General features: G+C 70.3%; 17 protein-coding genes. 7 read left to right on the top strand and 10 right to left on the bottom strand.

The window, feature by feature from the left end; all coding sequences use genetic code 11:
- The first annotated feature begins 125 nt into the window (after positions 1–125).
- Together EG812_RS26775 and EG812_RS26770 are read left to right on the top strand one after the other, a co-directional pair.
- Positions 126–524, top strand: coding sequence for a YybH family protein (locus EG812_RS26775; RefSeq protein ID WP_043720534.1), 399 nt, complete (start codon positions 126–128; stop codon positions 522–524).
- Positions 525–534: 10 nt separating this feature from the next.
- Entirely contained in the window at positions 535–2094 is a 1560-nt protein-coding gene (locus EG812_RS26770; protein WP_126713208.1) for an aspartate aminotransferase family protein, read from the top strand.
- A 338-nt stretch (positions 2095–2432) separates the two neighbouring features.
- Here the strand turns inward: EG812_RS26770 and EG812_RS26765 are convergent, their stop codons facing one another.
- The 8 genes from EG812_RS26765 to EG812_RS26730 all read right to left on the bottom strand — a co-directional run bounded on the left by EG812_RS26765 (position 2433) and on the right by EG812_RS26730 (position 13984).
- Positions 2433–2978 carry a flavin reductase family protein gene (locus tag EG812_RS26765; protein ID WP_013733173.1) on the bottom strand — a complete coding sequence of 182 codons (546 nt, stop codon included), beginning with the start codon at positions 2976–2978 and terminating at the stop codon, positions 2433–2435.
- Positions 2979–3048: 70 nt separating this feature from the next.
- A complete protein-coding gene (locus EG812_RS26760; RefSeq protein WP_013733172.1) occupies positions 3049–3468 on the bottom strand; it encodes a YybH family protein in 420 nt (139 codons plus the stop codon).
- A gap of 109 nt (positions 3469–3577) precedes the next feature.
- A complete protein-coding gene (locus EG812_RS26755; protein ID WP_126713207.1) occupies positions 3578–5149 on the bottom strand; it encodes a GMC family oxidoreductase in 1572 nt (523 codons plus the stop codon).
- Positions 5150–5199: 50 nt separating this feature from the next.
- Complete coding sequence (locus EG812_RS26750; RefSeq protein ID WP_126713206.1) at positions 5200–6609, bottom strand: flavin monoamine oxidase family protein; 1410 nt, start codon at positions 6607–6609, stop codon at positions 5200–5202.
- A 35-nt stretch (positions 6610–6644) separates the two neighbouring features.
- A complete protein-coding gene (locus EG812_RS26745; protein WP_126713205.1) occupies positions 6645–7799 on the bottom strand; it encodes an acyl-CoA dehydrogenase family protein in 1155 nt (384 codons plus the stop codon).
- Positions 7796–9049, bottom strand: coding sequence for a cytochrome P450 family protein (locus EG812_RS26740; RefSeq protein WP_126713204.1), 1254 nt, complete (start codon positions 9047–9049; stop codon positions 7796–7798). The genes EG812_RS26745 and EG812_RS26740 overlap by 4 nt, the downstream gene beginning before the upstream one ends.
- Positions 9046–10602, bottom strand: a complete 1557-nt coding sequence (locus EG812_RS26735; RefSeq protein WP_043720529.1) for an aspartate aminotransferase family protein — start codon at positions 10600–10602, stop codon at positions 9046–9048. Before EG812_RS26735 ends, EG812_RS26740 begins: the two co-directional genes overlap by 4 nt.
- A 187-nt stretch (positions 10603–10789) precedes the next feature.
- Positions 10790–13984, bottom strand: a complete 3195-nt coding sequence (locus EG812_RS26730; RefSeq protein ID WP_013733166.1) for an AfsR/SARP family transcriptional regulator — start codon at positions 13982–13984, stop codon at positions 10790–10792.
- Between the two features lie 185 nt (positions 13985–14169).
- Here EG812_RS26730 and EG812_RS26725 point away from each other — a divergent pair, with 185 nt between their 5' ends.
- From EG812_RS26725 to EG812_RS26710, 4 genes are all read left to right on the top strand, one after another.
- Positions 14170–15060 carry an NAD(P)-dependent oxidoreductase gene (locus tag EG812_RS26725; protein WP_013733165.1) on the top strand — a complete coding sequence of 297 codons (891 nt, stop codon included), beginning with the start codon at positions 14170–14172 and terminating at the stop codon, positions 15058–15060.
- Between the two features lie 67 nt (positions 15061–15127).
- On the top strand, positions 15128–16642 hold the full coding sequence (locus EG812_RS26720) for an MFS transporter (protein WP_233579659.1): 1515 nt from the start codon (positions 15128–15130) through the stop codon (positions 16640–16642).
- Positions 16643–16771: 129 nt separating this feature from the next.
- Positions 16772–19009 (top strand): ATP-binding protein, encoded by a 2238-nt coding sequence (locus EG812_RS26715; protein ID WP_158632552.1) that lies wholly within the window; start codon positions 16772–16774, stop codon positions 19007–19009.
- 210 nt (positions 19010–19219) lie between these two features.
- Positions 19220–20140, top strand: coding sequence for an aminoglycoside phosphotransferase family protein (locus EG812_RS26710; RefSeq protein WP_126713202.1), 921 nt, complete (start codon positions 19220–19222; stop codon positions 20138–20140).
- Between the two features lie 212 nt (positions 20141–20352).
- Here EG812_RS26710 and gdhA read toward each other — a convergent pair whose 3' ends face one another.
- On the bottom strand, positions 20353–21696 hold the full coding sequence (gene gdhA / locus EG812_RS26705) for an NADP-specific glutamate dehydrogenase (RefSeq protein WP_126713201.1): 1344 nt from the start codon (positions 21694–21696) through the stop codon (positions 20353–20355).
- Positions 21697–22216: 520 nt separating this feature from the next.
- Positions 22217–23167, bottom strand: a complete 951-nt coding sequence (locus EG812_RS26700) for a hypothetical protein (RefSeq protein ID WP_126713200.1) — start codon at positions 23165–23167, stop codon at positions 22217–22219.
- Between the two features lie 150 nt (positions 23168–23317).
- Here EG812_RS26700 and EG812_RS26695 point away from each other — a divergent pair, with 150 nt between their 5' ends.
- Positions 23318–23728: a squamosa promoter-binding protein 15 gene (locus EG812_RS26695; RefSeq protein WP_233579658.1), complete on the top strand. Its 411-nt coding sequence runs from the start codon at positions 23318–23320 to the stop codon at positions 23726–23728.
- Positions 23729–23899: the final 171 nt, after the last annotated feature.

The raw sequence follows: 23899 nt of genomic DNA, 5'->3' as shown, positions 1-23899 counted from the left end.
AGTCACGCTCCAGTCGCTCGACTCTCTCGATGACCGTCGATGGGATGACGATTACCGCTGAGTGACTGCACAGTCACCCATGGCTTCTATGTTGTGCCCAACTACCGAAAGGCAGGTGTGTACGCATGACCTCCTCAGTGGACGACACCCATCTGGCCGACGACGCCCGAGAGGTGACCGCCCGGTACGTGAGCGCGATGAACTCCGGCGACGCGGAGACGGTGCTCAGCTTCTACACCGACGACGCGGTGACCATCTGGGAACCGGGCAAGCCGCTGCGCGGCCAGGAGCACGTCGACGCGGTCCGCGAGTTCGTCGCGTCCCGCCCGTCGATGCGCGCCGAGCTGCGCGAGTCGTACGTGGCCGGCGACGCCGCGCTGCTCGTGGTGGACTGGAGCATCGATCAGCCGGACGGCGCGGGCGGCACCACGCACCTGACCGGGACGGGGCTGGACGTCCTGCGCCGGGGTGCGGACGGCAAGTGGCGCTACGCGGTCGACAACGCCTTCGGCGACAGTGTCTGAGGTGGCCGCCGTGACCACCGAGTTCCCCGAGCTGGCCGAGGCGCACCTCGGCGGACTACTCGACCAGTTGGGCCTGGCCGTGCCCTACTCCCGGGCCAGCGGTGACACCCTCTACTTCGTCGACGACACCGGCGCCGAGGTGGCCGTCGACGACTTCGTCGGGGGGTACGGGTCGCTGATCTTCGGTCACCACCATCCGACCCTTACCCGGCTGCTGCACGATCTGCTGGAGCGCCGGGTCCCGGTGCACGCGCAGTTCTCCCGGCACCCGTACGCCAACGACCTGGCTGCCGCGCTGAACCGGGTGCTGCACCGCGAGTTCGGTATCGCGGAGCCCTACCGGGCGATCTTCGCCAACACCGGGGCCGAGGCGGCCGAGTGCGCGCTCAAGCACGCCGAGATGGAACGCGGTCAGCGGGTCGCCGCGCTGATCGCCGAGATCGACACGCACCTGGACGATGCCCGGGCGGCCGCGGCGGCCGGGGCCGGCCTGCCCGGCGACGCGGCCACCGCCCGACTGGGTGCGTTCACCGGCGTGGACGGGCTGATCGCCGCGGTCCGGCAGCACAACACGGCCCAGCTGGCTCGCGGACCGGTGTTCCTGACCCTGGAGAACTCCTTCCACGGCAAGCTCGCGGCCAGCGTGCAGCTCACCCACAATCCGGCCTACCGGTTGCCGTTCCGGACGCTTGCCGCACCGGCCCGGTTCGTGCCGGTGGACCGGCCGGGGGCGGTGGCCAAGGCGGTCGAGGCCGAGCGGGTCACGGTGTTCGACCTGGAGTCCGGCGACGGCGCTGTCCGGCTCGTCGAGCGGGACCTGCCGGTGATCGCCGCGTTCTTCGCCGAGCCGGTGCAGGGCGAGGGCGGCATCCGGCCGCTGGACGCGGCGCTGGCGGCCGAGATCCGCGAGGCCGCCGAGGCCGGCGGGTTCCCCGTGGTGGTGGACGAGATCCAGACCGGTGTGGGCCGCACCGGCACCTTCTTCGCCGGCGCACAGGCCGGGCTGCTCGGCGACTACGTGCTGCTGGCCAAGAGCATCGGCGGCGGGCTTGTGAAAAACGCCGTGCTGCTGGTGCGGGACAGCCGCTACCAGCCCGAGTTCGAGCTGGTGCACAGCTCCACGTTCGCCAAGGACGCGCTGTCGTGTCATATCGGACTGGCCGTCGTCGACCTGCTGGAGGCGGACGGTGGGCAGGCGTACCGGACCGTGCGGGAACGCGGCGACGCGTTGCGGGCGGCCCTGGACGGGGCGGCCGAGGCCAACGCGGACGTGGTGGCCGAGGTACGGGGTCGGGGCCTGATGCAGGGTCTGGAGTTCCGTGACCAGACCGACGCGCCGGCCGGGGTGGTGCGTGACTTCGCTCGCAACGGCCTCTTCGGCTACATGGTCGCGGGGCGGCTGCTGCGGGCGCACCGGATCCGGGTGTTCCCGACCGCCAGCGCGCCGCACACGCTGCGTTTCCAGCCGTCCCTCGCGGTGACCGACGAGGCGATTGCCCGCCTGGTGACCGGGCTGACCGACGTGTGCGCGCTGATCCGCGCCAACGACCCGACTTTGTTGACCGGCTGATCTCCTCCACATCAGCCGGGGTGGCGGCCGCCGATCATCGCGATCGGCGGCCGTCGTCGTGGGGCCCACCGGGCGGTGCCGACACGCGGAGAAGGCGCCCGTGGACGTTCTCGGAGGCTGTCGGTGAGTTTCGGTTCTGCGTGACGTCGGCCGTCAACACCGTGACGTCGGCCGTCCAGACCGTGACGTCGGCCTTCAAGACCTGGTCGTGGTCTTGAAGGCCGACGGTCGGGGGCGTCACGCGGCAGGCGTCGCTGTCCGCCTGTTGGTGTTCGGGTGCTTCGGCCGGGTCCCGGTGCGGCTGTGCGCCTTCCGGGGGCCGTGGGTCGGCAGGGTTGTCAGATGCTGTCCGTCGGGCCGGCGTCGGTGCTGGGTGGCCAGGTCGTCGTGGGGTGGAACGCGCCGTCGAAGAACAGCAGTCCGGCGCCGGAGCGGTGGCCGGAGCCGATGACCCTGCCCAGGAAGACCGAGTGGTCCCCGGCCTCGTACACGTCGGCCAACGCGCACTCGACCCAGGCCAGACTGTCGGTGAGCAGCGGCGCGCCGGTGAGTGCCCCGGGCATCCAGTCGCCCACCGCGAACTGTGCGCTGCCCAGCGGTCGGTCGCGGCTGGCGAAGTGCCGGGCGTACGGCTCGTGCCCGGCCCGGAGCACGGAGGCCGCGAAGTGGCCGGACCCGGTGATCGCCCGGTGCATCACCGCGTTCTTGCCGACGCAGCACAGCACCATGGGTGGTTCCAGCGACACCGAGCTGAAGGCGTTGGCGGTCATGCCGTGCAGGTGGTCGCCGCCGACGGTGAGAACCACGACGCCGGTGGCGAACTGAGACATCGTCGAGCGCATCTGGGCAGCGCCGACCAGGGATGCGTTGGTGGCCGTATCCATGTGCGGTCCTTCCCGCCGTGGTGACGCGGCCCACGTCCCGACCGACGGCGGGACGCAAGCCGCTGCGGCCTCAGGCGCCGAGGGTCTCGGTGTGCTCGGCCACCGGGCGGTCCACCGCCATAATCCACTTGCCGTCGGGTTCACGGACCAGCACGTCGGTGCAGCGGCCGGTGATCCGTTGCCGGGTGCCGTCGGCGGCGGTCACCTCCAGCTCGAAGCCGACGATGATGAGCGAGGTGTCGCCGGCCACGACGGAGTCGCGCACCACCGAGTGCAGTTTGGGGCCGGTGGCCAGCAGCTTGGTGATCGCCTCGGTGCGGGCCGCGCCGGTGAGTGGTTGGCCGGACAGGTTGGAGATCGCGTCCGAACGGTAGAGCAGGTCGAACAGGTCCCCTCGGCCGGAGTTGAACGCGGCCAGGAAGACCGCGTTCTGGGTCTCCGGGTCGTCGGTCAGTTCCAGGCTCAGGTTGCTCACGTCGGTCTGGGTCATCGTGTCCTCACTTCCGGGTGGGGATCGGTACGTTCGGCGCACCACAACACATTCAACGGCATCAATTCGAATCTTCGGTAATCAACCTCTCACGCAGCGTTCCATGCGGTTACCGAGCAGCCACGGGACGCTCGTCGACGACCTCCTGCGCTGCCGGGTGCGACACCCCGGACGCGCGGATCAGGTCCGCGGCGCGCTCACCGATCATCACGGCGTGGGCGTGGGTGTGACCACGCGGCGCCTCGGGGATCACCGACGCGTCGGCCACCCGCAGCCCGGTCACGCCGTGCACCCGCAGGTCGGCGTCGACCACGTCACCGAAGCGGCAACTGCCGACCGGGTGGAACACCGTCTGCGCCCGCTGCCGGACGTACTCGGCCACCGTGCCGTCGGCCGGCCACGGCACCACCGGCCCCTGGTGCAGGGTGCGCAGGGCCGCGGAGTCGAGGATCCGTTCGGCGAACCGGACGCCCGCCACGAAGGTCTGCAGGTCGGCGTCGTCGGTGAGGTAACCCGGGTCGATGCGCGGCGGGGTGTGCGGGTCGGCGCTGCCCAGGGTGAGCCGGCCCCGGCTGCGGGGGCGCAGCAGCACGACGCCGAGGGTGTAGCCGGGGATCGGGGTGCCGGTGTCGTCGAACGCCATCGGGGACCAGATCAGCTCCACGTCCGGTGCGCCCGCCGCGCCGTCGGCCCGCAGCAACGCCACCGCCTCGCCGATGTTGGAGGTCAGCGGGCCCATGCGATCGCGTTGGTAGCGTTCCCGGCCGTCCTGCAGGAAGCGGGTCGCGTCATCGGCCCGGACCGCCAGATCGAGGATCATGTGGTCGTGCAGGCCGCGCCCGACGGCGGGCAGCTCCACCTGTGGGCGCACCCCGGCCGCGTGCAGGTCGTCCGGGTCGCCGATGCCGGAGAGCAGCAGCAGGTGCGGCGAGCCGACCGTCCCGGCGCTGAGCACGACCTCGCGGCGGGCGGTGACGGTCCGGTCGGCCAGTCGTACGCCTGTGGCGCGGTGGCCGTCGTCGATCAGCACCCGGTGCGCCTGGGCGCCGGTGAGCACGGTCAGGTTGGGGCGGTGCAGGGCCGGCCGGAGGTACCCGTCCGCGCTGCTCCACCGGGCGCCGTCGCGCTGGGTGACCGGGGTCAGCGCGTACCCACGGTTGTCCGGACCGGCCAGCGCGCCGTCGACCGGCGCGAGCCCGACCTCGGCGCACGCCTGCAGGAAACGCAGGCTGCTGGCGTCCGGGTCTCGCTGGGGTGAGATCCACAACGGGCCGCCGGTGCCCAGCGCTCCCCTGTCCTCGGCGGGGCCCGCCCAGTGCTCGGCCCGGCGGAACCAGGGCCGGACCTGCTCCCACGACCAGGACGGCGGCCACGACGTGAAGTCCTCGGCGTGACCGGGCACCCACATCTGGAAGTTGGTCGCCGACGAGCCGCCCAGCACCCGGCCGCGCGGCCAGCGCACCTCCCGGCCGCCCAGGTGTGGCTGGGGCAGGGTGCCGAAGTCCCAGTCGAGCTCGGACCCGATCAGCTCCAGGGCGCCCAGCGGGACCCGGATGTCCGGATGGTCGTCGGGGCCGCCGGCTTCCAGCAGCGCCACGGTGACGGTCGGATCCTCGGACAGCCGGGCGGCCACCGCGCACCCGGCCGATCCCGCCCCCACCACCACGTAGTCGAATTCCACTGTTCCTCCTCGCGATGCGGTTGGCACGGGCGGGACCGGCCGGGATCCGGTCACCTGAACGCGTAGTGCGTCACCTGTTCGGCCGCCCGCAGTCCGGACTCGATCGCCCCTTCCACGTAGCCGCTCCACCCGCTGGCGATGTCGCTGGTGGCGAACGAGATCCGGCCCTGCGGGCGTTGGATCGCGTCGAGCAGCCCGGTCAGCTGGCCGGGCCGACGGAAGGACCACCCGCCGCGCGCGTACGGGTCGGCGCCCCAGTTCTGGCCCTTGACGGCCAGCACCCTCGCGTCCGGCACGACCAGCCGTACGGCCTGCTCGACCTGGGCCACGTTGTTGACGTTGAGCCGACGGTCGTTGCTGAACCCGACCATCAGCTGGCTGTCCGCGAACTGCTTGATCGGCACCAGGGTGTCCACCGGGTATCCGTCGGGGGTGTGCACGTAGGTGTTGCCGAGCGAGGTACGCAGCCGCAGCCACAGCTTCTGCGCGCCGGGTACACCGAAGGTCTCGCTGGAGGCGCGCCGCCGTTGCAGGCTGAGGCCCGGCGCGAAATCGATGGTGTTCCAGACGTTCACCGGGACCGCGACCACGACCGAGGAGGCGGTGTACGACATGCCGGCCCTGGTGCGGACGGTCACCTCGCGGCCGTTGTCGGTGATGGACCGCACCGGCGAGTTGAGTCGCAGGTCGGCGGCCGCCTCGGTCAGGATGGCCTGGGCGAGTCCGGTCATGCCACCGGCCGGTCGGTAGGTGTTGATGCCGTAGTACTGCTCGGCGTTGTAGTTGCACAGCGCCCACCAGTGCAGGAACTGCGTGTACGCGCCGCGGTCGGATCCCCCGCCGAGCCCGCCGGTGGCCCCGGAGAGCCACTTCTCGTCCAGGGTGCTCAGGCCCATGGCGTTGAGCCGGTCGCGGATGCTGTACGAGTCGACGAGGCGCAGCACGTCGGCCTGGGCCATCGGGTCCGTCGGGTCGGAGAACACCTGCGGTGCCTGTTCGCAGAACTGGGTGAGCAGCTCACCCTGTCGGCCGAACGCCTCCTCGGGGCTGAAGTAGCCGAAGCCGGTGGCGGTCGGGAACAGTGTCCGGTCGGCCGCCGGGTCGGCGACGAGGCCGATGCCCTGGTCCTCGATCTCCTGCCACACGTGGGTCTGCATCGGGTCGACCCAGACGCCACCCATCTCGACCTGTTCGCCCTGGAACGTGCTGGTCCAGGTGCGTCCGCCGATGCGGTTGCGTGCTTCCAGGATCAGCACGCGCAGTCCCTTGCGCCGCAGGTCCCGTGCCGCGGTGATGCCGGCGAAGCCGGCGCCGACCACGATGACGTCGTACGCGTGGCGTCTCCGGGTCGCCGAGGCCTGCGATGGACGCAGGATGGTGTGCGCGGCGGCGGCCGCCGTGACCGCGGTCAGGACGCCGCGCCGGGTGAGCGGCCGTCCGGACAATGTGGTGTTGCTCATTCGTGTCGTCCCCTGTGGGATTTGGTGGGTTGGATTTACAGGAAGGGTGTGTCCGGGTCGAGTCCGACGAGGACCCGTCCGTGCACCTCCAGACTCATGTCCGGGGACATGAGGCCGTGTGTGGTGAGGCCGAGCAGGTCGCGGTGGAAGCGCTGGAACGGCGCGAACTTGCTCAGCGCGGAGGCCCCGGCGATGGTGTGCAGGTCCTGCACGGCCTCCTTGACCAGCTGGATCGCCGTGCCGGCCTGGCCGCGGACAGCGGCCTTTTCCGCCCAGGTGGGGTCCTCGCCGGCGTCGGCGCGGCGTTGCAGCATGTCCACGTAGGACGCGGACAGCGTCTCGGCGGCGGTGATCTTGTTGGCGGCCAGCGCGACCCGATGCTGGATCAGCGGGTGCTGCCGCTGGTCGGTCCAGGACGTGTAGGCCAGGCCCCGTCCGGGCAGCCGCTCCAGGAACAGCTCCAGCGCCGCCTTGGCCATCCCGATGTAGGCGGCCGCCGACTCGGCCACCACGTAGCTGATCAGGCTGTAGGAGCGGCCCGGCGCGGTGGGCGTACGGCCGGGGGCGCCGGTGGTCAGCGCCACCTCACCGGTCACGACGCGGTGCGCGGGTACGAACAGATCCCGGGCGGTGGTGGTCGACGAGCCGGTGGCGGCGGCCGCGGAGACGTGCCAGTCGTCGGCGATGCTCAGGTCGGACATCGGCACCATCGCGAACACCTCGGTCTCGGTGCCGTCGGGCTCTTCGAGGATCGCGGCGAGCAGGTCCCAGTGGGCGCCCCGACAGCCGGAGTTGAACCGCCACGAGCCGTTGAGCAGGTAGCCGCCGTCGGTCGGGACCGCCTTCGCGGTCGGGGTGAAGCCGCCGGAGATGCGTACCGAGCCGCCGGCGAAGATCTCCTCCTGCGTCTGGTCCGGGTAGAGGGTGGCCATCCAGGCGGTGGACACCCACGCCACGGCGGCCCAGGCGGTGGAACCGCAGCCGCGGGCGATCTCGGTGAGCACGGCGACCTGCTCGGGCAGCGGCGCGTCGAGGCCGCCGAAGCGCTTCGGCACGGCCAGCCGGAACACGCCGGCCTTGTCGAGCAGTTCGGTGTTCTCGTCGAGGATCCAGCGCCGTTCCTCGGATTCCAGGCCGTTCTCGCGCAGCCTCGGCACGATGTTGCGGACCGCGTCCAGCACCTCGCTCATCGGGGGTCTCCTTCGTCTCGGGTCAGCAGTGCGGGCAACGTCTCGTGACCGTTGGAGATGAACGAGCCCAGCGGCCGCAGTTGGTCCACCGGTTGCGCCAGGCGCAGGTCCGGGAACCGGTCGAACAGGGCGGACAGGCCGATCGCTGCTTCCAGCCGGGCCAGCGGCGCGCCCAGACAGCGATGCACGCCGTAGCCGAATGCCAGATGGTCGCGGCGGGTGGGCCGCAACGGGTCGAACTGCGCGGCGGTGTCGCCGTACACACCGGGGTCGCGGTTGCCCGCGCCGAAGGCGATGACGATCGGGTCGCCCTGGGCGATGACGGCGTCACCGAGGTCGATGTCGGTGACCGCGTACCGCAGCGGCAGGTTGGGAAACGGGGTCTGCAGGCGCAGCGATTCCTCGATCACGTCCGCCCAGTCCAGGTCGCCGCGACGCAGGGCGTCGAGTTGCTCGGGATGGCTGAGCAGCAGGACGATGGTCTGGTCGAGCAGGTTCACCGTCGTCTCGTGGCCGGCGGTGAACATCAGCAGCACGGTGTCCACCAGCTCGCGTTCGCTGAGCCCACCGCCGTCCTCGTCGTGTGCCTGGATCAGGCCGGTGGTGACGTCGTCGCCGGGTTGGCGGCGTTTGATCTCGACCAGCTCGTGCAGCAGCCGGTAGAGCTCGACCTCGTTGGCCTTGGCCTGCTCGGGCGTGGCGGCGGTGTCCATGATCTCGTGCACGGTGCGCAGCAGCGGGCCGCGGATCTCGTCGGGGATGCCCAGCAGCGCGGAGATCACCTCGACCGGCAGCGGGTAGGCGAACCGTTCCCGCAGGTCGACCACCTGGCCGGCGGGCGTGCGGCCCAGGTCGGCCAGCAGGTCGGCGGTGACCGCCTCGATGCGCGGGCGCATCGCCTCGGTGCGGCGCGCGGTGAACGCCCGGGCCACCAGCTTGCGCAGGCGTTTGTGGTCGGCGCCGTAGGCGGTGATCATGTTGCGGTCGGCCACCCACATCGCCAGTGACCAGGTACGGGCCAGCTCGCTCTCGCCGCCACCCCAGGCCGGCCAGTGCTGGTAGGTGTCCCGGGAGACCCGGTCGTCGGTGAGCAGCTGCTTGATCAGCGCATGGTCGGTGACCCACCACGCCGTCACGTCGCCGGGCAGCAGCACCTGGACGGCCCGGCCGAGCGCACGCAGGCGCTCGCCCTCGCCGTGGATGTCACGTCCGGCCGTGTCGATGACCGGGATGCTCAGCCGGCTGGTCATTCGAACCGGCTCGCGTCCTGGTCGCGCAGGATCTGGCAGATGTCGCGGAAGCCGGCGTCCACCCGCGCGATCTCCTCGTCGGACAGGTAGATCGACGGCTCGAAGCGCATCGTCTCCAGGTTGCTGGCGGTGGAGAAGATCCGGATCTGGTGCTTGCGCAGCAGGTGGCCGCCGATGATGAAGGCGAGTGCCTCGTGCTCGACGGCCTCGCGGATCTCCGGTGACGACGAGTTGGACTGGTCGTGCAGCTCGAAGCCGAGCATCAGGCCGACGCCGCGCACCTCCCTGACGACATCGGGGTAGTCGGCCTTGATCGCCTCCATCATGGCCTTGGCCTTGGCGCCCCGTTCGGCGGCCAACTGGTACGCCTTGCCGTCCTCGGCCTCCAGCATCTGCAGCACCTTCAGCGCCAGTCGGCTGGAGAAGCCGTCCCGGCCGTAGGTGGAGGTGTGGATCAGCTCGATGTCCTTGCGGTAGCGGTGTTCGTTGACCAGGACGACGCCGAGCTTGGCCACCCCACCGCCGAGGGCCTTGGCCAGGATGATGTAGTCGGGCTTCAGGCCGATCTGGGTGCCGGCGAGGAAGGTGCCGGAGCGGCCCATCCCGGACTGGATCTCGTCGGAGATCAGCGGTACGCCGATCGTGTCGCACGCCTCGCGCAGCGCGCCGGCCAACTGTGCGGACAGCGGGAAGATGCCCGCCTCACCCATGATCGGCTCGATCAGGAAGGCGGCGAACACCGGGAAGTCGCGCTCGACCAGGTCGACCACGCCGTCCTGCACCGTGACGTCGAGCAGGGTGGCCCGTTCGTCCTCGACGACCTTGGCGATCAGCTCGGGACGGTCACGGGGGATGAACCGGGCCTGCGCGGCGAGCGCCTTGAACGGGCCCCGGAACTCGGCGTTGTGGGTGAGCTGGACGCTGCTGACCAGCTTGCCGTGGAAGCCGCCCTCCAGGGCGAGGAACAGCGGCGGGCGGGCCTCGGTCTGCGCGTTGCGTCGGGCCACCTCGGCAGCCAGCAGGTCGAAGTCGGCACCGCCCACCAGGGCGGCCGCGTCGGCGGAGAGCCGCGCACCGTCGGCGACGGCGGTGCGCGCCTGCTCCACGTGCGTGTCGATCTCCGCCTTCAGCTCGGCGATGCGCGCCCCGCGGTCCATTTCGGCGTGCTTGATGCTGATTTCGACGGCCTCGGCACCGGAGTTACCGAAAAGGGCGAAGAATTTGTCGTCGGTCTGCAACTCGCGACGGATGACGGCATTGAGCTCAGCGGCCAGGTTGAGCGCGAAGGAATAGCCGGAGAACTGCGCGTGCACGGGGGTCTGCTGGTCGAGCAGCCATTTCGCGTGCTCGACGATTTCCGGGTTGTTGTGGCCGAACATGAGGGAGCCGAATCCACTGGCCGCGTCGAAGACCCCGACCTCGGTGCCGTCGTCGGCCAGGTAGTACAGGGTGTTTCCGCGGGCACGGACGTACTTCAGCGCGAGACCGAACTCGGTCAGCACTTCGACCAGATAGGAGTCCGCGAATTCGGGCGCGCCAGGAGAAGAGGTCATCTTTACCGTCTCCGATCAGGAAAGGTTCCGGCGGATATCGAAGATCTGCGGCCCGCGCGGTTTTAGCGAGCGACAGGTCTTGTATATCGTGAGTTCCTGTCGTGTCCGGTCATCGCGGGTTCACCGACCGGCGAATGGGCGCGCGAAGGGCAGCCGATTACCGGACGATTAACGCTGCGGCCGTGGGTCAGTCGTCGAAGACCAGCCGCCGGGCCTCGCTCAACTCCATCAGCCGTCCGTCGCCGACGTGCTTGGCGAAGGCATCGCCCACGGCGGCGACCCCGCGGGCGGTGATCCGGTCCACGTCGCCCCGCTCCGCCGGGGGCAACGGCGCGCCCGCGCCCGCCCGGACCGCCTGGGCGGCGCCGGACAGCAGCGCCGCGCGTTCGTGGTCGCCGAGCAGCGAGTAGGTGCCTGCGACACCTTCGAGGGACAGCGCGATGGTCCGCGGGTCACCGGTCCCCCACGCCGCGACACTGCCCTCACGGTGCAGGCGCAGCGCGGTCTCGGCGTCTCCGCGCTGCTCGGCGACGAAGCCGAGTTCGGCCAGGATCAGCGCGACGCCGTACTCGCCGTCGAGTTGCCGGCACCAGTCGAGCCAGCGCCGCAGGTGCATCTCGGCCGCGTCGAGGCGGCCCTCGCGGCGGGCGACGAGGCCGAGGCCCACCTCGGCGAACTGCTGCCCGAAGGTGTAGCTCTGCTCGGCGGCCAGCCGCAACGCCCGCTCATGCAGCTCACGCGCCTGCGGGTAGTCGCCACCGAGCAGCGCGATACGGCCCAGCCCGGACATCTTGGTGGACGCCTCGTTCCACAGTCCGAGGGCCTCAGCGATCCGCAGCCCATCGCGATGCAGGCGGGCCGCCTCGTCGTAGCGGCCGAGCACTTCGGACAGCGACGCCAGGGCATCGGTGGCCTGCAACCGGCCCCAGCCGTCACCCAGGTCGCGGAACAGGGCCGCGCTCTCCTCGCCGTACTGACGGGTGGCGTCGAGATCGCCCCGCAGGATGCTGCGGGTGGCCAGCGCGGCCAGCGCCGCCGCGGTCCCCCAGGCGTAGTCGAGGTTGCGGAACTCGCCCAGCGCCCGGTCCAGGTACTTCTCGGCGCTGTCCTGGCCACCGAATCCGATCCGGGTGAACCCCAGGAACCACCGGACGATGGCCCGGTCCACGGGATCGGCCACCTCGTTCTCCAGTTCGTCGAACCGGTCGAGGTCGTAACTGGCGTCTCCGGCGCGCAGCCCGAAACCCGCCTGCCAGGCCAGGGCGGTGGCGCGCGGGGAGCCGCCGTCGGTCGGTGAGCCGTCAAGGGCGACGGTGAATGCCCGCTTGGCCTCGGCCAGCCGGCCCCGCAGGAACCAGTACCAGGCCAGCGCGTTGACCATGCGCAGGGCCAGACCGTTCGCGCCGAGCCGGGCCCCGGCGTCCAGTGCTGCCCGGAAGTTGGCCCGTTCGGCGTCCATCCGTTCCAGCCACCGGCGCTGGCTCGGTCCGCGCAGGTGCGGCAGCACCCGTTCGGCCAGGTCCGCGTGGTAGCGGGCGTGCCGCAACCGGACGTCGGCCTCCTCGCCGGCCTCCCGCAACCGCTCGGCGCTGTAGGCGGCGACGGATTCCAGCAGGCCGTAGCGGCGCACTCCGGCGACATCGGTCACGGTGACCAGCGAACGGTCCACCAGTCGGGCGACCAGGTCCAGCACATCGGCGCGGCCGACCACACCGCCGGCGCAGACGTCCTCGGCCATCTGCAGCGGGCAGCCACCGCTGAACACGGCGAGGCGGCGCAGCACCACCCGTTCCGGCTCGGTCAACAGCTCCCAGGTCCAGTCGAGCGCGGCGCGCAGGGTCCGATGCCGGGCCGGTGCACCCCGCATACCCTGGGTCAACAGGGCAAACCGGTCCTCCAGCCGGGCCGCCAGTTCGTGCACCCCGAGGGCCCGCACCCGGGTCGCGGCCAGTTCCAGGGCCAGCGGCAGGCCGTCGAGGCGACGGCAGATCGCATCCACCGCCTCGACGGTGTTCTCGTCCAGCACGAACCCGGCCGACGCGTCGGTGGCCCGGGCCACGAACAGCTGCACCGCGCTGGACGTGGCGGCCTGCGCCAACGAGGTGGGCAGCGCCAGCGGCGGCACCGTCCACAACCGCTCCCCCGCGATGCCCAGCGGTTCCTGGCTGGTGGCCAGCACCCGTACCCCCGGGGCGGCCTGCAGCACCAGCCCCACCAGCTGGGCTGCGGCAGCCACCACGTGTTCGCAGTTGTCCAGCACCAGCAGCATCTGCTTGGCCCGTACGGCACTGGTCAGCCAGTCCTCCCGGGCGGTCGTCCGCACCCCCAGCGCGATGGCGACCTGGTCGGCGACGGCGGAGAACGGGTCCGGCTCGTCCGGGCCGGCGGCGACGATGGACAGTTCCACCAGCCACACGCCGTCCGGGTACTGACCGGCGACCTGTCGGGCGGCGGCCAGCGCGAGACTGGTCTTGCCGACTCCGCCGATGCCGTGCAGCGTCACCAGACGGCTGGCCTCCAGCAGGGCCCGTACCTGCACCACCGCGGCGTCGCGGCCGATCAGGCCGCTGACCGGCGCGGGCAGGTTGGTCACCGGACGCGCGGTGGTGGTGATCGGGGTGGGCGACGGCGCCAGCACCGGGTCGCGTTCCAGGATCGACTGCCGCAGCGTGACCAGTTCGGTGCCCGGCTCCACTCCGAGTTCCTCGGCCAGCAGCTCGCGCAGCTCGTCGAAGCCGGCCAGCGCCTCGCTCTGCCGGCCGCTGCCGTACAGGGCCCGCATGTGCGCGGCGCGCAGCCGCTCCCGCATCGGGTGACGCACCACCAGGTCGGCCAGTTCGCTGACCAGGAGGCGGTGCTCGCCCAACTCCAGCATCGCGTGCGCCCGGTCCTCCAGGGCAGTCAGCCGCTGCTCCTCCAGACGGGCGATGGCCGGGCGGGCGAACTCGGCATCGGTGAAGTCGGCAAGCGCCGGTCCACGCCACTCGGCGAGCGCGTCACCCAGGATCGACACGCGGTCGCGGGTGTCGGTGGCGGCACGGGCCCGGCGCAGCCGGTATTCGAACCGGCGGGCATCCACGTCGTGGTCGGACACGTCGAGCAGGTAGCCCGGGGGGCGGGACACCACCACCCGAGTGCCCGCACCGGACTCGGCCTTCTCCAGCGCACGGCGCAGCTGCCACACGGTCGTGTGCAGGGCGCCGATCAGGTTGCCGGGTGGCTCGTCGCCCCACAGCACGTCGGCCAGCGCGTCCGCCGACACCGGCCGCCCCTCGTGCACCAACAGCACCGCCAGCAGCGTCCGGACCTTGTGGCCGGGCAGGTGTGCCGGGCGGTCGTCCGCGGGCCACACGGCCAGGTTCCCCAGAATGCCGAAACGCATAGACACATACGATACGGGGTCTCAAGCACACGCTCAGTCATGGGAGTTGCTACGGAGAGAGTTGGCCCGCGGCGTAAGAGCGGACCGAGAGAGTTCTTGGAGAGCCAACCGGCAGATTGTGCGCAGAGCAGGGTGGCCGATCGTGCCCGCCCGAGGAACGCCCGTTCAACAAAAGGGGATTCAACATGGCTGCGGACAGCCGCGCACCAGTCACCGTCATCGGCCTCGGCGCGATGGGTTCGGCCCTGGCCCGGGCCTTCCTCGCCGCCGGACATCCGACGACGGTCTGGAACAGGTCACCCGACAAGGCCGACGACCTCGTCGGCCAGGGAGCGGTGCGGGCCGCGACGGTCGCCGACGCGATGTCGGCCGGCAACCTGATCGTGATCTGCGTCCTCGACTACCGGGCGATGCGCGAGATCATCGACTCCACCGGCCACTCGCCCGCCGACCGGGTGATCGTGAACCTCACCTCCGGCACGCCGGGCGACGCCCGCGCCACTGCGGCCTGGGCCCAGGAGCAGGGCATGGAGTACATCGACGGCGCGATCATGGCGACGCCGTCGATGATCGGCTCGGAGGAGACGCTGATCTTCTACGGCGGCCCGCAGGAGGTGTACGACGCGCACGCCGACACCCTGCGGTCCATCGCCGGCGCGGGCACCTACCTCGGGGAGGAGCCGGGGCTGCCGTCGCTGTACGACGTGGCCCTGCTCGGCCTGATGTGGACCACCTGGGCCGGCTTCATGCACTCGGCGGCACTGCTCGCCTCGGAGAAGGTGCCCGCGGCGGCCTTCCTGCCCTACGCGCAGGCCTGGTTCGAGTACGTCATCTCACCGGAGGTGCCGAACCTGGCAACCCAGGTCGACACCGGCGCCTACCCGGACAACGACTCCACTCTCGGCATGCAGACGGTGGCCATCGAACACCTGGTCGAGGCCAGCCGTACGCAGGGCGTGGACCCGACCCTGCCGGAGTTCCTGCACGCCCGGGCCGAACAGGCCATCCGGCGCGGGCACGCGGGCGACGGCTTCGGCGCCGTGTTCGAGGTGCTGCGCGCACCCGCAGCCCAGTAGCCCAGTCCCGACAAGCAGTGCCTGAACGGCGGACACAGACCCGCCATCACGAGCGGAGGTACCAGACGTGTCGGTGAGGACGCAACCACGAGCCGGAGTGCGCGAGTGGCTCGGCCTGGCAGTGCTCGCCCTACCCACGTTGCTGTTGTCGGTAGACGCGACAGTGCTCTACCTCGCGTTGCCGCACCTGACGACGGATCTGTGGCCGACCGCGACGCAGACGCTGTGGATCGTCGACATCTACGGATTCATGATCGGAGGCTTCCTCATCACCATGGGCACCCTCGGCGACCGCATCGGCCGCCGACGGTTGCTCATGATCGGTGCGCTCGCGTTCGGGGCGGCGTCGGTGCTGGCGGCGTACGCCACCGACCCCACCGTCCTGATCGCGGCGCGGGCCCTGCTCGGCGTGGCCGGCGCCACCCTGATGCCGTCGACATTGGCGCTGATCACCACCATGTTCCGGGACCCGGGCCAGCGGGGCATGGCGATCGGCGTGTGGGCGGCGTGCTTCTCGGCCGGTCTGGCGGCAGGTCCACTGATCGGCGGCGCGCTGCTGGAGCTGTTCTGGTGGGGCTCGGTGTTCCTGCTGGCCGTGCCGGTGATGGTGGTGCTGCTGGTGGCCGCGCCGGTTCTGCTGCCCGAGGCGAAGGATCCGCAGGCCGGCCGGATCGACCTGGTGAGCGTGGCGCTGTCGCTGGCCGCGATGCTGCCGGCGATCTACAGCCTCAAGGTGATCGCGACCGAGGGCATCGAGGTGGGTGCGTTGGTCGCGCTGGTGGCCAGCGTCGTGTTCGGGGTGCTGTTCGTACGCCGGCAGCGGACCCTGGCCGACCCCCTGCTGGACCTGCGGCTGTTCACCCGGCCGTCGTTCGTCGGGGCCCTGCTCGCCCTGCTGGTGGGCCTGGCCGTGGTCGGCGTGGTCTACCTGTTCGCCACGCAGTACCTGCAGATGGTCTCCGGTCTGTCGCCCCTGGCTGCCGGGTTGTGGCTCCTCCCGTCGGCCGTCGCGATGATCGTCACCTCGATCGCCGCGCCGGTGCTGGCCCGCAAGGTCGCCCCTGGGCTGCTGGTGGCGGCGTCGCTTGTCGTCTCGGCGGTGGGTTACGTGCTGCTGGCCTTCGTGGACGGCCCGAACGGGATGGCACTGGTGGTCGCCGGGCTGGTCGTGATCTACCTCGGCATCGGACCGATGATGGCGCTGGGCACCGACCTGGTGGTGAGCCGGGCCCCGGCCGAGCGGGCAGGATCGGCTGCCGCGATGTCGGAGACCAGCATGGAGTTCGGGCTGGCCCTGGGTGTGGCCGTACTCGGCAGCCTCGGCGCTGCGGTGTACCGGTCGGAACTGCCCGGCGGCACGCCGGCGGAGGCGACGGAGTCCCTGGCCGGGGCGCTCGCGGTCGGCAACGCGGACCTGGTGGCGGCGGCCCGCGAGGCGTTCACCTCCGCGCTGAACGCGGTCGGCTGGGCCGGCGCGGTCGCCGCCGTCGGGATCGCGGTCGTGACCGCCCTGCTGGTACGGGGTCCTGACGCTGGACCGAACCAGCCGGTGATGGAGGAGGCAGCGACCAGCCGCAACTGACATCTACGGCGGGTCGTCGCACCAGATAACAAGAACAGACACAGCCGGAGAGCACCGTCGCTCATTCTGCCGGACGTGGTGGGGACGGGGCCGGACAGGCTCCGTCCCCATCCGAATAAGGGGGAGATGATGTTCAGAGTTCTGGGCCCGCTGGAAGTACTGATAGACAGCCGTCCGATTCGGCTCGGCGGTATCAAGCAACGCGCCACTCTCGGTTTTCTGCTGCTCAAGGCCAACCAGGTGGTGCCGACCAGCCAGTTGCTCAGTGCGCTCTGGCCGGACAAGGACCCGCCCGCGTCGGCGCGCAAGGTCCTGCAGAACGCAGTGTGGAGCCTGCGGGCCGCGTTGTCGGTGACCAAGGGAACGGACATGCTGCGCCTGTCCACCCAGGCGCCGGGCTACATACTGCAGGTCGATCCGGCCTACGTGGACCTGTTCCGCTTCCACCAGCTGGCCGAGCGTGGCCGCGACGAGAAGGCCCAGCCGGATCGCGCCGCGGCCATACTCCGCGAGGCCCTCGCCACCTGGCGCGGCACCGCGCTGTCCGACCTGGTGGAGAACGGCATCTCGTGGCCGGAACTGGCAGCGGTGGAAAACGCCCGCCTGGACACCCAGCAGGACTGGTTCGACGCCGAACTGGCGTGCGGACGGCACCAGTCGGTGCTCGGTGAGTTGAAGGCCATGGTCGAGGCGCATCCGTTGCGGGAGCGGGCCTGCGGTCAACTGATGCTGGCTCTCTACCGCTGCGGGCGCCACGCCGACGCCCTCGCCGTCTACAGCGGCCTGCGCACGTCCCTGGTCGAGGACCTCGGGCTGGAGCCGGGCCCGGCGCTGCAGAAGCTGCAACACGCCATCCTCACCCACGACCCCTCGCTCACCCTCGACCCGGCCACCGTCCCGGCGCCCGCCCGCGATGTCGCCGTGATGCGGCCGCCACGTCCGATACCGCCGATCCCGGCACCCCGGGCACCCTCCGACCCGCGACGGGCACATCTGACGTTGGCCATGGTGCGAGTGCGCACCTGCGCCGATGCCACCGATCCGGTCCGCGTCGACTATGAACTGGCGGCGGCGACCCGCATGGTGCGCTCGGGCATCGAGGAACTGGGCGGCACGGTGGCCACGTCCATCGGGTCTGCGACACTCGCGTTGTTCGGCAGGCCACCCACACGCGGCGGCGACGAGGAACGCGCGGTGCGTGCGGCACTGACCCTGCGCGACTGTTTCGCCGACGGAATGGGACGCGGCCTCGTCATGCAGGTCGCGGTGGCGACCGGTGAGACGCTGGTGCTGACCGAGCCGAACTCCCGACTGACTGTCAGCGGCGCCCTGGTCGACCGATGCCATCAGATGCTGTCGGCCGTACCGGAGGGGACGGTGTGGGTCTGCCCGCGCACGCGCGAGCTGATCGGAGACGGTTTCGACGCCCTGCCGGCCGCAGAAGGGGCATGGGAGATTCGCGGTGTCGGTGGCCACGACCCCGAGCGTGACAGTGACCTGGCCCTGATACACGGCCTGCTGGAGCGGGCGTTGCGGCGCAACACCCCACACCTGGTGACCGTCCTCGGCGACTCCGACGACCTGCTCGACCGGCTGACCGGGCTGGTGAACGGGCCCCGGGTGCTGGACGGCCGCACCGCCTCTGATGATCCGCTGCGCGCGGCGGCCGAACTGGTGACCGAGCTGTGCGCAGTCGCACCGGAAGACACACCGGAGGTGATACGCGATCGGTTGCGGACGATTCTGGGCGCAGACGGTCCGGCAGAGTCCGTGGTGTCGGCGTTGCTGCCGCTGCTGTGCTCGGAACATTCGACGCAGCCGGGCACCCTCGCGGCGTGGCAGCTGCTGCTGGAACAGGCAGCGCGAGCCCAGCCGCTGGTGGTGCTCCTGCGGGATCTGCACCTGGCCGGCGACGACCTGCTCGACGCTGTCGAGGAACTGGCCGATCTGAACGCGCCGTTGCCGCTGGTGGTGGTGGCGGCGGCCCGGTCGGCGCTGTTGAAGCGCCGACCGAGCTGGGGCGGCGGTAAGCCCCACGCGGCGTGCATCACGCTGGACCCGCCCCAGAGCGGCACGATCAACCGGCTGCGCCACCTGATGGCGTCCGCCAGCATCGGCGGCCGCTGCGACGGCGAGTTACCCGACCAGTGGCGCAGGTCGGCGCCGCTGACCCCGCCGTGGGACCTCGGTCGCCCCGAGCCGCGCCTGGCGGCGTTGGATGTGCCTCCACTGACCCATGGAATTAGGCTCAGCACGCCTGACTCCGCCGATACGCTGTGCCGCGCCGTGTTCGAGGACGTAGCCGACGACACATTGGCTCTTGCCAGCACAGTCCGCCTGGACGGCCCATGTCCGCCCCCGCGCTGACAACGCCGCGATGGGTACATGGGTACGCCCGTCGTACATGGTCAGTGGCGATGATCGCCGGGGCGGTGATCGAGAAGCCGTAGGTCTCCCGTTGCTGAAGCCACGCCGAATCCGGTGGAGCCCCTCGGTCTTCCGGGTCTTCTCCTCCCCATGCGCGTGAGGAACGCGAAATCGGTTGTCACCGATGGCACGTTTTGCGAGGTTGAGGGTGTGAGCGCCGATCCCGATGCCGTTCCCGTGCCGGTTCGCCGCCTCGTTGACGCAGCGCTGGTGCGCCGGCTGGTGGCGAGCCAGTTCCCGCAGTGGGCCGATCTGCCGGTTCGGCCTGTGCCGCGCGGTTGGGACAACCAGACGTTCCGGTTGGGTGAGCGTTTGTCGGTACGACTGCCCACCGCGCAGGAGTACGCCCTGGCGGTCGACAAGGAACACCGGTGGCTGCCGGTGCTCGGGCCGCAACTGCCGCTGCCGGTGCCCAGGCCGGTAACACGCGGAGTCCCCGCCCACGGGTACCGCTTCGACTGGTCGGTCTACGAGTGGATCGACGGGGCACCCGCCAGCCTCGACAGCATCGGCGACCTGACCGGGTTCGCGAACGAACTGGCCGCGTTCCTCGTCGCTTTACGTCGCATCGATCCGGCCACGGGGCCGCAGCCCGGACTGCACAACTGGTTTCGTGGCGGACCCCTGCACGTCTACGACCCGCAGGTCCGCCGGGCGGTCGAGACATTGGACCACCGGATACCCCGCGACATCATCACCGAGATCTGGCAGTCGGCACTGACGGCGATCTGGGATGGCCGACCGGTGTGGTTCCACGGCGACGTGGCCCCGGACAACCTCCTGATCCGAGACGGGGTGCTCGCCGCCGTCATCGACTTCGGCACCTGCGGGGTGGGCGACCCGGCGTGCGATGTGGCGATCGCCTGGACGCTGCTGTCCGGTCCGAGCCGCGAGGCCTTCCGCGCCGGGCTCGATGTCGATGCGGCGACCTGGGCCCGCGGGCGGGCCTGGGCCCTGTGGAAGACCCTGATCGCGTACGCCGGCGCGCTGCACGACGACCCGGCCGCGGTCGCAGAGGCCCACCGCGTCATCGACGACATCGTCTCCGAGTACGCGACGTCAGGGCGGTGACCCGAGCGGCCAGGTTCACGACATGGGACGGGTGGCGCAGACATCGCTGGCTGTCAACAGTGCGCTGAGCCTGCTCGTCACACACGCCACCACGCCGTCCACCGGCAGAACCGGATACGGGTAACTGATCTTCCTCAGGAGGCGCCGACCGCACACACAGCACCCCCGCTGCGCCGGCGGCTACGGCCCTGGCTGCGGAGCCTTTCGCACAGTCAGATGAGTCCCTGAACGAGCATGGCTTCGGCGACCCGGAGGAAGCCGTTGATGTTCGCCCCGGCCATGTAGTTGCCGGGCATCCCGTACTCCTCGGCAGTCTCGAAGCAGCGGGCGTGAATGTCCTGCATGATCTGCTGGAGCCGCTGCTCGGAGTAGGTGAACGTCCATGAGTCGCGGCTCGCGTTCTGCTGCATCTCCAAGGCGCTGGCGGCCACGCCGCCGGCGTTGGCGGCCTTGCCCGGCGCGAAACGTACACCGGCCTCGGTGAAGACCCGGATGCCGTCGGGCGTCGTCGGCATGTTCGCGCCCTCCACCACCGCGATGCAGCCGTTCGCGACCAGGGTTGCGGCGTCCGCGCCACTGACCTCGTTCTGCGTGGCACAGGGTAGGGCGACCTCACAGGGCACCTCCCACACTCTGCGCCCGGGTACGAAGGTCGCGTGTCGTCGAGCCTCGGCGTAGTCCCTGATCGGCCCGCGCTGCACCTCCTTGATCTGCTTGAGCACCTCGACGTCGATGCCCTTCTCATCCACCACGTAACCAGAGGAGTCCGCGCACGCCACCACCACGCCGCCGAACTGCTGGACCTTCTCGATGGCGTAGATCGCCACGTTGCCGGATCCGGAGACCACCACCCGCTTGCCGTCGAGCCCGTCCCCGGCGGCACGCAACATCTCCTCGGCGAAGAACACGCTGCCGTACCCGGTGGCCTCCCGACGCACCTGGGCGCCGCCGTACGCAAGGCCCTTGCCGGTCAGCACCCCGGACTCGTACCGGTTGGTGATGCGCTTGTACTGGCCGAACAGGTAACCGATCTCGCGTGCGCCGACGCCGATGTCACCGGCCGGCACGTCGGTGTACTCGCCGATGTGCCGGTACAACTCGGTCATGAAGCTCTGGCAGAAGCGCATCACCTCGCGATCCGAGCGACCCTTGGGATCGAAGTCCGCGCCGCCCTTGCCGCCACCGATCGGCATACCGGTCAGGGCGTTTTTGAAGATCTGCTCGAAGCCGAGGAACTTCACGATGCCCAGGTACACCGACGGATGGAACCGCAGGCCACCCTTGTACGGGCCCAGGGCACTGTTGTACTCCACCCGGAAACCGCGGTTGACGTGCACCTCGCCACGGTCGTCCTCCCACGGCACCCGGAAGATCACCTGCCGCTCGGGTTCGCAGATCCGCTCGATGATCTTCGCCTCGGCGTACTCCGGGTGCCGGGCGAGTGCGGGACGGATGCTGTCCAGCACCTCGCGCACCGCCTGGTGGAACTCCTCCTCGCCGGGGTTGCGTCGGATCACACCGGTCAGAACGGCCTCGAACTTCTCATGCGTCGACAAATGGCCCTCCAGGCATGCTTCCTACGCGACCTCGCGCCACAGACATCGGACGGGCCCACGCGGCAGTCGTCCACACCCGTCGTAGGCCCTAGTCTCGGTGACAGCATATGGGCGTCGAGATCCACGGCGACGCGCATGCCCCCAATCCTGGTATGTAGAACAGCAGGTGGCGTGGGGGCCAGCCGGAGGGATAGAGGTTCATGGATGAGAGGAGGCAGCAGTCCGATTCGACACCTGCACATTCAGGGCTTCGCTCTGTGCGGGCCCTCCCCGGCCGACCGCGCCATGTTGAGATGAATATCGCGTACGAAGGCCCGCAGTTACTTCTGATAACCGCTGGCGTCCGGAGGGGTAACTGAATTGCCACCCCCATCTCATTCGCCTAATGACGGAAGTCAGTAACGCAACATTTGAAGTCGCGTGCCGCAGGCAATGCGTTGGGAGACAACCAATTCTTCCTCCACCCGCGGCGCGCGGCATGGATGGTGCCGGCGGCTTGCGGGCGGAGCGGGTACGGCGGTCAGCTCTGCTGGTAGTTGACTGCGGCGAAGCCGCACGGCTGGTGCAGGTGCAGGTAGTAGGCGCCCTCGCCGTAGTCGTCGAGGTCCGCGCCGCCGACCAGGCCCACATAGTCCATGGGCTGACCGCAGTCGGGGCAGTCGGCGTGTTCCGCGTCCTGGATCCAGTCGGGCCAGCCGCCCAGGGTCGAGCCCCCGCGACTCCAAGCACACGCCTGGTAAGGGCTCGGCCGGGCCGCGCCCGGGACAGGTGCCAGCGCCGGCGGATCCTCCGGCTCGGCGGAGCCGATGTAGTCGGGGCGGGTGTTACCGGTCCACCAGGTGGTGGACCCGGTCGGTGTGACCTGGCTGTACAGCGTCGTGTAGCAGGCACAGAAGTGACAGGTCTCGATCACCAGCCGACCGGACCAGCCGGTGTGTGCCAACGCCGCAGCGACGGCAGGTTCCGTGGTGTCGAGGTCCGCGGCAATCCACAGCGGCGACGAGCACCACGGACAGGTGGGTCCGTCCGCGCGGCGCGGTGTGTCGCGCATGACCCACTGGTACGCGGTGCTGCCGCACAGCTCCCGCCGGTGGCCGTCCGGTGTGACCGTCCAACCGCCCTCATGCGCGTAGGTCAGCACAGGGACATACAGCTGGTCCGCGCCGCCCGGTGGCTCGGTCGACCAGCGGCGCAAGGCGTCCTCGGCGAGCGGGTGAGCGGTGTGCGCCAGGATGACCAGCAGGTGGTTGAGGCACTCGGGTGTCCGGCCACCATCGATCCGCTCGATGATCCGGTGAACCACGTCGGCGTCCGCCGCCCGGTACAACTTCGCCGGCCACAGCACATCCAGATCGAGCAGGGAGCCCAGGTGTGGTGTCAGCCTTCCCGGATCGGTGTCCGCGATCTGGCACAGTTCCTCGATCGCGTCGCCGTTCTCGGCGGCAACCTGTTGGATCAGCTCCTCGATCACGGGGGCATGCTAGCCAGACCGTCTCACCGGCCCCCCAGCGGACCGACGGCCATGCTGCCCCAGCACGTCATCGCCTGTGTCTGTGCCGGGTGGCGTCGGCGTCAGCGAATGGTCCTGGCGGTACGGTCCGGGCGTGGATCGGAGGATGCGGTGAGCTGGGTTGCCAACGTGATGCTGTCGGTGGGCCTGGAGGACCGCCTCAACGCGGAGGCGTTCAGCGACTGGCTCGACAGCCGGTGCCGTTGTCGTGAACCAGGCATGGGGCCGGGCGGCTGCGGTAGCCTGCGCCTCATCACCGGTGTGGACAATCAGTGGGGCGGACATAAGAACCCCGAATGTCAGGTGTTCGCCGGTGCGCTGAACCACGCCGATCTCACTGCTGTTGTGGAGCACTTCGGCTCCGTAGCCTGGCGCAACCCCAACGCCGTGCAACTGTTCGTGATGGACCAGGAGGAGTTCTTCTTCCGCGTCTGGATGATTCGCGAGGGCGCTCTACGCCAGTACGCCCCTTCGTCGCCGGACGAGGAGGACGACGAATTCTGGCCTCCCGTCGGGTCGTAGCCGCAGTGCCCAAGCGCTGTGTGAGAAGCCGCGCAGGTGAGCAGACCGCAACGCCCTACCGCGTCAAGTTCACCTTGACGCGCGTACGGACGCTGCCGGGACAGCCTGAGTCGGCTCTCGTACCGCGGACCGCCCCACCGGCAGACACCTCCACAGTGGCGCAGTTGGCCA

Origin of the sequence: Verrucosispora sp. FIM060022, assembly GCF_003977705.1 — a bacterium.
In the GTDB taxonomy this organism is placed as follows: domain Bacteria; phylum Actinomycetota; class Actinomycetes; order Mycobacteriales; family Micromonosporaceae; genus Micromonospora; species Micromonospora gifhornensis.
The sequence above is the reverse complement of the archived record's forward strand: the minus strand, read 5'-3'. Positions and strand labels throughout refer to the sequence as shown.

Bases quoted from the DNA above. Each gene is read 5' to 3' on its own strand.
- EG812_RS26775 (WP_043720534.1), top strand. From the start codon at position 126: ATGACCTCCTCAGTGGACGACACCCATCTGGCCGACGACGCCCGAGAG.
- EG812_RS26765 (WP_013733173.1), bottom strand. From the start codon at position 2,978: ATGGATACGGCCACCAACGCATCCCTGGTCGGCGCTGCCCAGATGCGC.
- EG812_RS26760 (WP_013733172.1), bottom strand. From the start codon at position 3,468: ATGACCCAGACCGACGTGAGCAACCTGAGCCTGGAACTGACCGACGAC.
- EG812_RS26750 (WP_126713206.1), bottom strand. From the start codon at position 6,609: ATGAGCAACACCACATTGTCCGGACGGCCGCTCACCCGGCGCGGCGTC.
- EG812_RS26745 (WP_126713205.1), bottom strand. From the start codon at position 7,799: ATGAGCGAGGTGCTGGACGCGGTCCGCAACATCGTGCCGAGGCTGCGC.
- EG812_RS26740 (WP_126713204.1), bottom strand. From the start codon at position 9,049: ATGACCAGCCGGCTGAGCATCCCGGTCATCGACACGGCCGGACGTGAC.
- EG812_RS26735 (WP_043720529.1), bottom strand. From the start codon at position 10,602: ATGACCTCTTCTCCTGGCGCGCCCGAATTCGCGGACTCCTATCTGGTC.
- EG812_RS26730 (WP_013733166.1), bottom strand. From the start codon at position 13,984: ATGCGTTTCGGCATTCTGGGGAACCTGGCCGTGTGGCCCGCGGACGAC.
- EG812_RS26725 (WP_013733165.1), top strand. From the start codon at position 14,170: ATGGCTGCGGACAGCCGCGCACCAGTCACCGTCATCGGCCTCGGCGCG.
- EG812_RS26715 (WP_158632552.1), top strand. From the start codon at position 16,772: ATGTTCAGAGTTCTGGGCCCGCTGGAAGTACTGATAGACAGCCGTCCG.